11 protein-coding genes and 1 other RNA gene are annotated in these 13,522 nt (G+C 23.9%); 4 read left to right on the top strand and 8 right to left on the bottom strand.

Annotated elements, in window-relative coordinates; translation table 4 throughout:
- From AAHM85_RS04820 to dnaA, 8 genes are all read right to left on the bottom strand, one after another.
- Positions 1-453 (bottom strand): nucleoside deaminase, encoded by a 453-nt coding sequence (locus AAHM85_RS04820; RefSeq protein ID WP_342261196.1) that lies wholly within the window; start codon positions 451-453, stop codon positions 1-3.
- Positions 454-478: 25 nt separating this feature from the next.
- Positions 479-573, bottom strand: an RNA gene (gene ffs / locus AAHM85_RS04815) — signal recognition particle sRNA small type.
- A 70-nt stretch (positions 574-643) separates the two neighbouring features.
- Positions 644-1,909, bottom strand: coding sequence for a serine--tRNA ligase (gene serS, locus AAHM85_RS04810; protein WP_342261195.1), 1,266 nt, complete (start codon positions 1,907-1,909; stop codon positions 644-646).
- Between the two features lie 16 nt (positions 1,910-1,925).
- Positions 1,926-4,415, bottom strand: coding sequence for a DNA gyrase subunit A (gene gyrA / locus AAHM85_RS04805; protein ID WP_342261194.1), 2,490 nt, complete (start codon positions 4,413-4,415; stop codon positions 1,926-1,928).
- A gap of 31 nt (positions 4,416-4,446) precedes the next feature.
- Positions 4,447-6,369: a DNA topoisomerase (ATP-hydrolyzing) subunit B gene (gene gyrB, locus AAHM85_RS04800; RefSeq protein WP_425289727.1), complete on the bottom strand. Its 1,923-nt coding sequence runs from the start codon at positions 6,367-6,369 to the stop codon at positions 4,447-4,449.
- A gap of 244 nt (positions 6,370-6,613) precedes the next feature.
- Positions 6,614-7,645, bottom strand: a complete 1,032-nt coding sequence (locus tag AAHM85_RS04795; RefSeq protein ID WP_342261192.1) for an SGNH/GDSL hydrolase family protein — start codon at positions 7,643-7,645, stop codon at positions 6,614-6,616.
- A 58-nt stretch (positions 7,646-7,703) separates the two neighbouring features.
- On the bottom strand, positions 7,704-8,891 hold the full coding sequence (gene dnaN / locus AAHM85_RS04790) for a DNA polymerase III subunit beta (RefSeq protein WP_342261191.1): 1,188 nt from the start codon (positions 8,889-8,891) through the stop codon (positions 7,704-7,706).
- A gap of 172 nt (positions 8,892-9,063) precedes the next feature.
- Positions 9,064-10,443, bottom strand: coding sequence for a chromosomal replication initiator protein DnaA (gene dnaA, locus AAHM85_RS04785; protein WP_342261190.1), 1,380 nt, complete (start codon positions 10,441-10,443; stop codon positions 9,064-9,066).
- Positions 10,444-10,716: 273 nt separating this feature from the next.
- On the opposite strand from dnaA, the gene rpmH reads away from it, so the two are divergent.
- The 4 genes from rpmH (at position 10,717) to AAHM85_RS04765 (ending at position 13,191) form a co-directional block, all read left to right on the top strand.
- Positions 10,717-10,851, top strand: a complete 135-nt coding sequence (gene rpmH / locus AAHM85_RS04780; RefSeq protein ID WP_174481423.1) for a 50S ribosomal protein L34 — start codon at positions 10,717-10,719, stop codon at positions 10,849-10,851.
- Between the two features lie 29 nt (positions 10,852-10,880).
- Complete coding sequence (gene rnpA / locus AAHM85_RS04775) at positions 10,881-11,210, top strand: ribonuclease P protein component (protein ID WP_342261189.1); 330 nt, start codon at positions 10,881-10,883, stop codon at positions 11,208-11,210.
- A 13-nt stretch (positions 11,211-11,223) separates the two neighbouring features.
- Positions 11,224-12,405 (top strand): membrane protein insertase YidC, encoded by a 1,182-nt coding sequence (gene yidC, locus AAHM85_RS04770; RefSeq protein WP_342261188.1) that lies wholly within the window; start codon positions 11,224-11,226, stop codon positions 12,403-12,405.
- 90 nt (positions 12,406-12,495) lie between these two features.
- On the top strand, positions 12,496-13,191 hold the full coding sequence (locus AAHM85_RS04765; protein ID WP_342261187.1) for an IS1595 family transposase: 696 nt from the start codon (positions 12,496-12,498) through the stop codon (positions 13,189-13,191).
- The last annotated feature ends 331 nt before the right edge of the window (positions 13,192-13,522 follow it).

Genomic DNA, 13,522 nt, shown 5'->3' with positions numbered 1-13,522 from the left:
TTATAAATTACGAATTTCTCCAAAAAAACTTTGTAACATTTCTTTACTATCTAAATTTAAAGAATAAGTATATTCACTACGATGATTAAATCTTTTATCTAATGTTAAATTATAGAGTGATTCAACACATCCAAATTTACTATCTTTTAAAGCAAAAACAATATGCTTTATTCTTGTTTGTAACAAAGCACCTACACACATTAAACATGGTTCTAATGTTGTATAAATAGTACAATTTAATAAACGTCAATTATTAATTTTTTTACATGCTTTTTTTATTGCAATAATTTCCGCATGTTGAGTTGGATCTTTGTCTTTTTCCTTTTTATTAAATCCTCTACCAATAATATTATCGTTTTCATCAACAATAATTGCACCAATTGGAACATCACCATTAATAGCAGCTTTTTTAGCAAGCTTTAAGGCATTTTGCATGTAATTTTGTTTTTTCATTTAAAGAAACCTCTTTTTTTATTTTGAAAAATAAAACCACCGCACACAATCCTAATCCTTATGGCTGCTACTTTTCGGTCCTGACCCGGTTCAAATGTAATTGTTGCAATGGCATTATTAATTATAACAATTTTTTTATAAAAAAATAGATTTTTTTTAATTTATAATGTTTCACGTGAAACATTATAAATTAAATAGTTTTTAAATTATTCATATAAGGTTGTAAAACAATAGGTATATTTACAACATTATCTTCTTCAAAATAAAAATTTTCTAAAATTGCTGCAACAACTCGATCAATAGCTAATCCCGACCCATTTAGTGTATGTGGAACTATTTTCTTATTATCTTGACTAACTCTAGTTTCCATTCTTCTTGCTTGAAAATCTTCACAATTACTACATGAAGAAACCTCACGATAACACATTTGAGAAGGTAATCATAATTCTAAATCATAAGTTTTAGCAACACTAAAACCAATATCACCACTACATAAATTAATAACTCTATAAGGAATATCTAATTTTTGTAAAATTAATTCAGCATTTTTAGTTAATTCTTCAAGGGCATCATAAGATTTCTCAGGATCAACAATTTGAACTAATTCTACTTTATTAAATTGATGTAATCTAATTATTCCTCTTGTATCTCTACCAGCAGAACCAACTTCTGAACGAAAACATGGTGTATAAGCACACATTTTTATTGGTAATTCAGAAAAATTAATAATTTCATTACGATAAATATTTGTTAAAGGAACTTCTGCTGTTGGAATTAAATACTGTTCATTATTTAATTGAAATAAATCATCTTTAAATTTAGGAAGTTGCCCTGTACCAAATAAGTTTTCTTTATTAATAATTAATGGCGGTAAAAATTCAGAATAACCATTTTTTAAATGAGAATCAATCATAAAATTCATTAATGCTCTAACTAATAAAGCACCTTTATTTTTATACATAATAAATCTAGTGCCACTTAATTTAGTTGCTTTTGAAAAATCAATTATATTTAATTTTTCAGCAATTTCTCAGTGTGGTTTACTATTTTTTTTAATAATTTTTCCTCATTTTCTAACTTCTTGATTATTAGTTTCATCGTTTCCTTGTGGAACTGAAAAATGTGGCATATTAGGAATTACTAATTGTAATGCATATATTTTCTCTTCTAAATCTACAATTTTTAAATTATTTCTTATAATTTTTTCTTTTAAAATAATCATATCATCTTTAATTTTTTTTATTTCATCATTTTTTTTATTTTTTAATAATTCACCAATTTGTTTAGAATGCTTATTTCTTGTTTCTTCTAATTTTTGATTTTTTGTTTTTAAAGTTCTTATTTCTAAATCTAAATTAAAAATTTTATTTATTTCATTTTTATAACTTTGGCCCCTTGTTCCTATTTTACTAATAGTTTTTTCCGAATTATTACGTATTTTTTCTATATCAATCATTTTAGCACCTCTTAAATTAATCAATAAAAATAGTTTTTTCTTTAGTGATTGGGATTGTTACAATTGAAGAAATTGCATCATCTTCTGTTTTAAATCTAATTAACTTAACACCTATAGTATTTCTTCTTGTAGTTCTTATATCTTCTAAAGAAAATCTAATAACTGTACCTTTTAAAGTCATAATTAATAAATCATTACTATTATTAGTGTTATTTATTGAATTTATACCAATTAATTTTCCTGTCTTTTGAGCTAATTTCATTGAAATTATACCCTTACCACCACGATTTGCTAAACGATATTCTTCAAATCGTGATATTTTTCCATAACCTTTTTCACTAATGGAGATAACCAAATCACCATCTTGATTAGAACACATTCCAACTACATGAGTACCTTTTGTATCTATTCCTTTTACTCCACTGGCTATTCTTGACATTACTCTAACTTGATTTTCATTAATTCTAACTGCTCGTCCACTAGCCACAGCAATAATTATTTCATTATTACCTCTAGTTTTCAACACATCTACTAATTGATCATTTGAACGCAATTTGATAGCTATTTTACCGTTTTGATAAATAGATTTAAATTGATCTAAAGGTAAACGTTTAATAACTCCTTTTTTAGTAACAAAAAATAAATTAGCATTTATATCATAATTTTCTGATATAGCAATTATTGTTTTAATAGTCTCATTTTTTTCTGTTGCTATTAAATTAACAATTGGTGTTCCTTTAGCTGTTCTTGAATAATTTGGTACCTTATGAGCACGAATTCGATAAACTTTCCCTTTATTACTAAATATTAACAAATCAGAGTGAGTTGAAGTAATTAAAACTTTATCAATATCATCAGTATTAATGTCAGTGCCACCAGCACCTTTAACACCAACACCACCACGATGTTGAGTTCTATATGTATCTAAAGGTAAACGTTTAATATAACCACTTTTTGAAAGCGTTATAACCACTTGTTCTTCTTTAATCAAAGCTTCATCAATAATTTCACCTTCATAATTTTCAATAATTTCAGTTCTTCTATCATCACCATAATTTTCTTTAATTGTTGTTAACTGAGAAATCATTAATTCTATTTGCCTAGAAGGTTCATTAATTAAAGTTCTTAATCGAATAATTTCTTCATTAATAAATGATAATTCATTGTTTAATTTTTCTTGTTCTAAATCTGTTAAACGTTGTAGTTTCATTTCTAAAATAGCTTTAGCTTGTTTTTCAGAAAATTCAAATTTACTCTGTAAATTAGTTAATGCTTCTTCTGTTTTCTTTGATTCCTTAATTATTTTAATAATTTCATCAATATTTTGTAATGCTTTAACAAGACCAAAAATAATATGATATTGATGTTCATATTTTTTTAATTCAAAATTAGATTTATTAAGAATAATTTCAATTTGATGTTCAATATAAATTTCAATCATTTCTTTTAAATTCATTACTTTAGGTTGTTTATTATGTAATGCTAATAAATTTATTGTGAATGTTGTTTGTAATGAAGTAAATTTATATAGTTGATTTAAAATAAGTTCAGCATAATCAATATTTTTAATTTCTAATACTAATCTTATTCCTTCACGATTAGATTCATCTCGTAAATCAGTTATATAATTTACTTTTTTTTCTTGAACTGCTTTAACTATATTATTTATTAAATTAGTTTTATTAGTTTGATAAGGTATTTCTTCAACAATAATTGCAGGCTTACCATTTGATAATTTTTCAACTTTAGTTTTACTACGAACTGTTATTGTTGATCTTCCATTTAAATAAGCATTTTTAAATGAATTTACACCCAAAATCATTGCACCTGTAGGAAAATCAGGTCCTTTAACAATATCTAATATTTCCATAATATCACAATCAGGATTTTGAGCTACAAAAATAATCGCATCAACTATTTCTCTTAAATTATGTGGTGGAATACTTGTTGCCATTCCAACCGCAATACCTGTTGTTCCATTAACTAATAAATTAGGAAAATAAGCTGGTAAAACACTAGGCTCTTTTTCAGCACCATCATAATTTTCAACAAAAGTAACTGTATTTTTATTTAAATCTTTAACCAACTCTCCTGCCATTTTACTCATTCTAACTTCAGTATATCTCATAGCAGCAGCACTATCACCATCAATTGAACCAAAATTACCTTGGCCATCAGCTAAAGGGTAACGATAATTAAATTCTTGAGCCATTCTTACCATTGTTTCATAAACTGCAATATCACCATGAGGATGAAATTTTCCAATACATTCTCCAACAATACGTGCTGCTTTTTTATAAGGTTTATCATATGTCATACCTAAAATTGCTAAAGAATATAAAATTCGACGATGTACTGGTTTCAATCCATCTCTTGCATCTGGTAAAGCTCTTGAAACAATAACTGACATTGAATATTCTAAAAAACTAGTTCTCATTTCATCAGATATATTACGAACATATTTATTAGAAATAAATGTTTCATTTTTTTTAGTTATTTCGCTCATATATAAACTCCTAATTTTATTTTATTAACTTTTAAGCATCAATGTTTTTTACATATTTAGCATTTTCTTGAATAAATTCTTTTCGTGGAAATACATCTTTCCCCATCAATATTGAAAATGTTTCATCTGCTTCTGAAGCATCATCAATACTTACTTGTAATAAAATTCTATGTTGTGGATCCATAGTTGTTTCTCATAGTTGCGTGGCATTCATTTCTCCTAAACCTTTATAACGTTGAATGTTAAAATTAGTTCCATTAAAATTATCTTTAATTTCTTGCAATTCTTGATCATTATATGCATATTTAACAAATTTACCACTATAAAATTTGTATAAAGGAGGCTGAGCTATATATATATAACCAGCATCAATTAAAGGACGCATGTAACGATAAAAAAATGTTAATAATAATGTTTTAATATGTGAACCATCAACATCAGCATCGGTCATAATAATAATTTTATGATAACGTAATTTAGTAATATTAAATTCTTTACCAACACCACAACCGAAGGAAATAATAAGATTATTTATTTCTTCATCAGAAAAAACTTTTAAAAGTCGTGCTTTTTCAACATTAATTATTTTCCCTCTTAATGGCAAAATTGCTTGAATTTCTCTACTTCTTCCCAATTTTGCAGTTCCACCAGCTGACTCACCTTCGACAAGAAAAACTTCTGTTTTAGTTGGATCTTTAGAAGAACAATCTGCTAATTTACCAGGTAAATTAGAAAATTGTAAAGGATTTTTTCTCGAAGTCATAATATTCTCACGTGCTTTTTTAGATGCTAAACGTGCACTTACTGATAAAATAACTTTATTAATAATAATTTTTGCTTCAGCAGGATTTTCCATTAAAAATTTATTAATTATTTTTCCAGTTACATTAGAAACAATTTTTCTAACTTCAGAATTACCAAGTTTTGTTTTAGTTTGCCCTTCATATTGTGGATTAGGATGTTGAACTGAAATAATTGCTAAAATTCCTTCTTTAACATCATCTCCAGTAAATGTTTCATCATTATTTTTTAAAAGATTATTTTTTTTCGCATAAGAATTCAATTCTCTTGTTAATGCTAAACGAAAACCATCTTCATGTGTTCCACCTTCAGGTGTATTAATATTATTACAAAATGAAAATATTTGTGATTCTTCACTTTCATTATATTGAAAAGCTATTTCTGTGTTTATACCATTTATTTCAAACTCTCCATAAATAATTTCATGTTTTAAAGGTTCAAATTTATTATTTAAAAAGGCAACATATTCTTTAATGCCTCCTTCATAACAAAAAGTTTCTTCTTTATTCTCACGTTCATCAATAACTTGAATAGTTAAACCTTTATTTAAAAAAGCAAGTTGTCTTAATCTTGTTTTAATTATTATAAAACTAAAATTTACAGTTTCAGTAAAAATACTTTCATCAGGTTTAAATAAAACAGTTGTTCCTTTTTTATCACTTTGTCCAATAATTGCTAATGGTAATTCTGGTTTACCACCTTCAATGTATTTTTGAAAAAAAATATTACCATCACGGTAAATAGTAACTTCCAAATACTTACTTAAAGCATTTACTACTGAAGCACCAACACCATGTAAACCACCTGATACTTTATAAGAACCATTATCAAATTTTCCACCAGCATGTAATGTAGTAAAAACCGTTTCTACTGTTGAAATATTAGTCTTTGGATGTATATCAGTAGGAATACCTCGACCATTATCTTTTACTAATATTTCATTATGTTTAGTAATAGTTACAGAAATTTTTGTACAAAAACCAGCAATAACTTCATCAACAGCATTATCAATTATTTCTCAAACTAAGTGATGCAATCCTCTTTCTGCAGTGGAACCAATATACATTCCAGGTCGTTTTCTAACTGCTTCTAGTCCTTCTAAAACTTGAATTGAGTTAGCATTATAATCATTTGGAGTCCTTGTGTTCACTATTTTCACTCTCTTTCATCATTAAATGTTTTCATTAATTTAATAATGAAAACATTTAAAATTTCAAAAATAAATTCAAAAAAAGACTTTTTATTCTTTAAAATAAGCATATTATTTTACTTTACATTTTATGTATAAATTATACATTTTTTTTGATTTAAAACAACATATTTTTTTTAAAAGAAAAATTAAAAAATCTTTATTCAAAAATAATAAATTACTTTTTTTAAAATATTTAATAAAAAAACTATTTAAAATTTTCTATTAAATTAATAATACTATTTGCCATTTGTTGATGAAATCACATACCTGGATGAAATTCATCAAAATAAAAATATTTATTTAAGTTACTTTCATTAACTCCAAAATTAAAAACTGGTTTATAAGAATATTTTGTTTCTTTAGACATCATTCTACAAATTGTAGCACTAGTTTCAATAATTCCATCTGGAATTTTATTTTTAAAATCAATCATATCAGTTGCTAATTCTCTTGAAAGAAAAAAAGGTGTAATAATATTTTTATAAATTATTTTCATTTCTAATATCATTTTTTTTCATTGTTTTTGATATTCAATACATGTTTTACGTGCTATTTGTATTTTTTGTTGATTATTATGTAATATCTTTTTAATCTTTGGTGTTAATGTTAAGTCAGGAACATCACTAATAATAATTTTATTTGCATCATTTTTAATTAATAATTTTATTGCTTTTTTTTCTTCATTTATTACATTATTAATTTTACTATTAATAATAATAGGATCTGTTTTATTCATTAAATTGCCAATATCATTAGCTCCCATTTCTATTCAAATAACATCTTTTTTTTGTAAAGAATGTTGTAATAACAACATTTGTGTTTGATGAGATAAATCAAAAGTTTTAATAATATCTAAATTATTATCACTGCTATCAGCAACTTCTCCTCCATAAGCATAATTATTACCAAAACTTTGAAATGTTTTACCGTTGATGTTAAATAATCACCCAGGTTTAAAATTAATATTTAATTTTTCAGCAATTAATTGTGAAGCTACTTTATTACTACTTCAACAATTATTATAATAAGGTTTATCTAATTGAAAATGTTTAAACTTACCATTACTATTTTCTAAATATTGATTTTGTGCAAATGTTCCTGCACCAGTATCTGATAAACTATCCCCTAAAACATAAAATTCACTAATACTATCTTGCTTATTTTTACAAGCAATTATATTTAAATTAGTAAAAATTAAAATAGTAAACATACTTAATAACTGTAATTTCTTTTTCATTATTTTTTTACCTTTTCTGAATTTTTTAATTAAAAATAACTACTTTAGTTATATCATATTATTTTTCGCCAATTGGTAAAACTAGTTGTAATAACCCAATTTCTTCTTCACTATCAATAATTGTATATTTTTTTGGTCAAGAAATTTTCAAATTTACTTTTTTACATTTATTAAAAGATTTTAAAGCGTTAATAATTAATTTTGAATTAAAAACTACTTTTATTTCTTCTTTTAAACTTTTAGATTTTACAATATGAAATTTTTTAAATTGTTCAATTACTTCACCTATACTATCATTATTAGATAAACAATTAATTTTAAAATCATTTTTTTCTACATTGATTCAAAATTGAATCATAGGTGAAGTATCTTTTTTTGCTAAAATTATTGATAATTCAATAATTTTTAAAAATTCTCTAACGTTATTAATTTCAATAATATTTTTTTCTTTTTCTATAATATTTTTAATAATATCATCCGTATTTGGATAAGTACCTTCAATCATTCGTGTTTGAAATAAAAAATTTTCAATTTCAATAATTAAATTATAATCATTTTCAAAATAAAAATTTATATTTGAATTTAAATCACTAGTAATTTTATCAATTTCATTTATTAAATGAACTGGAATATTAAACTCTTTGTTATTAAATTCTAATTTTTCTTTAAAAGAAAATCATTTTTTTGCTAAACAATATCCATCAGTTGCTGTAACAAATAACTTTTGATCATTAAATTTAAAATTAATTCCACTTAATGCTGGTTTATTATTATTTGTATTTGTTGCAAAAGCAATTTGTTCATTTATATTTTGTAACAAACTTTTATTAAAAGATACTTTATTTTTAATATTTTTGTTAAAGTTAATTTTTGGAAATTTTTCAATTGTCAATGTACTTAATTTAAAGATAAAATCATTATTATCATTTTTAAAATTACTAATGATTAAGTTATTAATTTTAAGTTCAAATAAAATTCATTCATTTTCTAATTTACTAAAAATATCATAAATAATTTTAGTATTAATTAATACTAAACCAATGTTTAATATTTTTAAATATTTTTCATTATTATTTAGTTCATATTTTAATGATAAATTACCATTAGATGCAGTTAAAATTATTTTTTCTTTTTCAACTTCTAATAAAAAACAAGATAATTCTTCGTAATTATTATTAGAAATTGTTATTTTTATTATTTTTTTTATTATTTTGAATAATATAGAACTTTTGATTTCGATTTTCATAAATATCTCCCATTTTTAAACATTAATAATTATTATATATATAATATATAATTAATTATTTAATTATTAATAATATTACAATGTGGATTAATGTTAATAACTAATTTTAACTTATAAAATAAGTAAAAAATAAGGATCTTATATGTTAATAATTTATGATTAAAATAGTGGATTAATTGTGTTTTAAACATTCACGTGATAATCTTTCAATGGTTTTTTTAAATTCATAATTAATTTCAATATTTTTTTTAACTTTGTTATAAGCATTTATTACTGTTGTATGATCTTTACCTCCAAATTCAGAACCAATTTTTGTATATGATTCATTTAAAAGTGTTTTTATTAAATACATTGCTACATGGCGTGCTATTGTTATTGTTTTAACTCTAGAAGTACTAATCAATAATTTGATTGGAATATTATAATATTCACCTACAATTGTTTTAATTTTTTTAATAGTTAGTTTTTCTTTTAATGAAGTATTTGATGTTTTAAAAGCTTTCATAACGTCTTCAAGCACTATTAAATGATTAGGTTTTATATATAAAATGCTGTAAAAAATTAATCTATTTAATGCTCCTTCTAATTTTCTAACGTCACTATTAAAATTTAAAGCAATAAAACTTAAAGATTCTTCAGTAAAAATGCTTGGATCATAATTTAAAGACTTAATTTTTTCTTTCAAAATAATTAATGAAGTTTCAAAATCTGGTGAATCAATACCAACACTTAAACCACTTTGAAACCTTGAAACATTTCTTTCTTCAAAACCATATAAATCATCAGGATGTTTATCTGATGTAATAACAATTTGTTTTTGTTTATTAACAAAACTATTAAATATATGAAAAAATATTTCATTTGTTTTACTACGATTAGCTAAAAATTGAATATCATCGACAAGAAGAACATCGTATTGATTAAATGAATCTTTAAATTTTTCAATATCATTAATATTTTGTTTAATAATTTCTGGTACCATGCGGCCAAATTCTTCAGAAGATAAGTAAAGTACTTTTTTTTGATTATTATATTTTATTAATATTTCATTTTCAATAGCGTGAAGTAAATGTGTTTTTCCCAATCCAGAATTACCATAGATAAATAAGGGATTTCAATACCTACCAAGTTCTATGGTAATTGAAAATGCTGCTTGATAAGCATCGTTATTTGATTCACCTTTAACAAAGTTATTAAATTGAAATTGTTTTTTAATTTGTTGCAATTTATTAAATTCAACAAAATCTTTTTCTACATATATTTTTTGTTTCTTTGCTTCATTAAGTTCTAAAAATTCAATTTGAAGGTTTTGTTGAATAATTCTTTCTAAAATTTCTTTAACTTTAAATGTTATATTTTTAGTTAAAATTTCTTTTGCGAATAGCGAATCAACAATAATTAAACATTTATTTTCAAAAATATCATAAATATAAGTATTTTTAATATAATTATTAAAAATACTTGGATCAATCATTTCATCATATTGAAGAAAGTTTCTAACTTTATTTCAAATATTTTGAAAGTTTTCTAGTTTATTATCAGTGTCATTCATTTTAAAAACCTCTTTAATTAATATAATTATTGTGGATAAATTGTGGATTAATGTTGATAACTTTTTTATAATTATAATCTGTATTATACTTTTAAAAAAAATAAAAAAATAATATTTATTATTTAATATTATAAATGATTTATTTTTTTGTTAAACTAATATTGTTTTTATTAAAAATAAGCAGAATAATTTGTTAAGATATAAATATTATGTTAGAATACTTTTAATGATTTTATGATTTTTTATTAGAATTTTAAAAAAAAGGAGAAAAAAATGAAACCGACATATCAACCAAGTAAGAGAAAACATCAAAAAACTCATGGTTTTTTTGCAAGAATGAAATCTGCAACAGGCATTAATGTTATTAAAAGAAGACGTCAAAGAGGACGTAAAAAATTAACAGCATAGTTTAAAAAATAAAATAAGGTGAACAAAATATGGAAAAAAAATACCGCCTTTTGAAAAATCATCATTTTAAATATTTAATTAATGAAGGAAAAAGTATTTCAAATGGTCAATTTTTTATCTATTATATGAATAGAATAGATTTTGAAACTATACGAGTAGGTGTATCAGTAGGAAAAAAACTAGTTCGTTTTGCTTTTGCACGTAATAAGATTAAGCGTCAAGTATGAGGAATGTTAGTAGATATTAAAAAAGATTGACCAGTAGATATAGTAATTATGATTAGAAAAAATTATTTATCTAATACATATGAAGAAAATCTTAGTTCTTTATTACATCTTTTAATGAAAATCCCATTATAGGAGAGTAAATTTAATGCAATATAAAAAGTTTTTATTTCCTGAGCAACAGAAAAAAAACGTTTGATTAAAAATAACATGAAAGTGAACTAAAATTATTTTAGGAACTTTTTTATTGATGTCAACACTTTGAGGTTGTGGTCAGACTATGGGTGATCCTAATGTTGCAACTAGTGATGTTATTTCAGCTTATGATTTTCAAAGATATAATGTAGCGGCTGTTTTTTTTGAATTACTTATTGGTAACAGTGATGTAGCAAAAAATCACATTTTTCATTTTAATGGTAATAATATTTATGAATATGGATTTACAGGTATTAGAACATGAAGTGAAGCTTGAACGCAAACTAAATCACCGTTCTTTGGAATGTTTGTTTATCCAATTGCTTGAATTTTAGTTAGCATTTCTGCTGGATTAAGTGGTGGAATTGATGTAAATTCAAAATATTGATCAGTAAGTGTTATTTTTGCTATTATTTTTACAACGTTAATTATTAAACTTATTACATTAGTATTTACTTTTAAAGCCCAACAAAATCAGGAAAAAATGCAGTCAGTGCAAATGAAAACTTCCGAAATTCAAGCCAAATATAAACATTCACGTGATCCAAGTGCAAAACAAAAACAACAAATGGAATTAATGGCTATTTATAAAAAAGAAGGAATAAATCCAATGGTTGCTTTTATTCCAATGTTTTTATCACTTCCTTTCTTAACAGCTATGTTTACTGTTATGAAATCAACTAATTTATTAAAAAATACTGTTGTTGGTGCTATTAGTTTAGTTGAACAACCATGAACTATGGTTACTCATGGAGAATTTATGTATTTAATAATTATTGTTATATATATACCAACACAATTAGTTTCTATGCTATTGCCGATGTTTTTAAATCGTTCACGACAGAAGATTAAAACTAAAGAAGCAAAAGCTGCATTAAAAAAACAAGTTATTATTCAAAGCGTTATGATTTTTATGTTTTTATTTTATGTATGTGTTGCCCCTTCAGGATTGGGTATTTATTGAATTATTTCTGGAATATTACAAATATTTCAAACTCTTGGTTTTCATTACTATAATAAACATAAACGTAGTCGTTATAAAAAAAATGGTAGAATTAGTACACCATTTTCAAGTAAGATTAAAAAAATATTTACAAAATCTGAAATAGTTGTTCAACCTAAAAAAAATAAGTAATTTATTATAATGTGGAGAAAAAAAGTTGGAAGTTAAATCATTTTAAAAAAAATATTGATTTAGAAAACGGACTTCTCCCCACATGTACTTGTGGAGAGAACAATGAAACTGAATGAGTTCAACAATGCTTTTCAAACTGAACGGCAATGTCTTGCATATATAGCAAATTTGAAAGAAAACAAATGTATTAGGTGTTCTAGTTTTAATTTGAATACTTCTGATTTAAAAAGAATAAGATGTTTGAAATGTAATCAAACATTTAGTATTCTCAAGGGTACCATATCTTCAAGGTCACAAACATCTTTAAGATCATGATTTTACTTCATCTTTAGATGAATAAACACCAAACATGGAATTCCGTCAACTGATGTTTCAAAAGAATTGGGAGTGACCTTAAAAACAGCATGGAGAATGGGTCATAAAATTAGAACACGTATTGCAAAACAAGAACCTCAATTTATTGTTGAAGGCACAGTGCAAATTGATGAAATGTATCTTTCACATATGGCTTTTAAAAAACAAGGAAGATCCTTGAAAAATAAAACATTGATTGTTGGTATTTATGAAAAAACAACTAATAATTTAATTGTGAAAGTATTGAAAAATGCAAAGAGTAAAAGTCTTTTGAATTTTGCAAGAAGCCACATTTTTTCAAAATGTCATGTATATACTGATGATTGAAAAGGATATTGCGATTTCAAATTGGTTTTCCCAAAACATAAAACAGTTAACCAACAAGTTGGTTATGTTTCAAAAACTGGTGTAAATACCAATCAAATTGAATAAGTTTGAAAACATATAAGAAGAACATTTAAAACACATATCAAAGTTGCAAAACATCATGTTTATTTATATGCCAAAGAAGCTGCATATAAATTCAACAAGATACCTAGTTTTGAAATTGTAATGCTGTGTTTAATTTAAAAATGTGGTGAGAAGTCCGTAGATACGCTTTTCTCAGCATTTATGTGATAAAATTAAAAAATAGTACATAAAGGGAGAAAAGCGTTAGAAAAAATTATCAAAAATTTACCCCCAAAGACATTTTATATAAAATTAGGTATAGAAAAACGTTTATTTAAAACCATTACTAAAATTTTTATTTTTAATGAAAATG

This window comes from Spiroplasma endosymbiont of Notiophilus biguttatus (assembly GCF_964030985.1).
GTDB classification, from domain to species: Bacteria; Bacillota_I; Bacilli_A; order Mycoplasmatales; family VBWQ01; genus Spiroplasma_E; species Spiroplasma_E ixodetis_A.
This window is presented reverse-complemented; position numbering and strand designations above follow the sequence as displayed.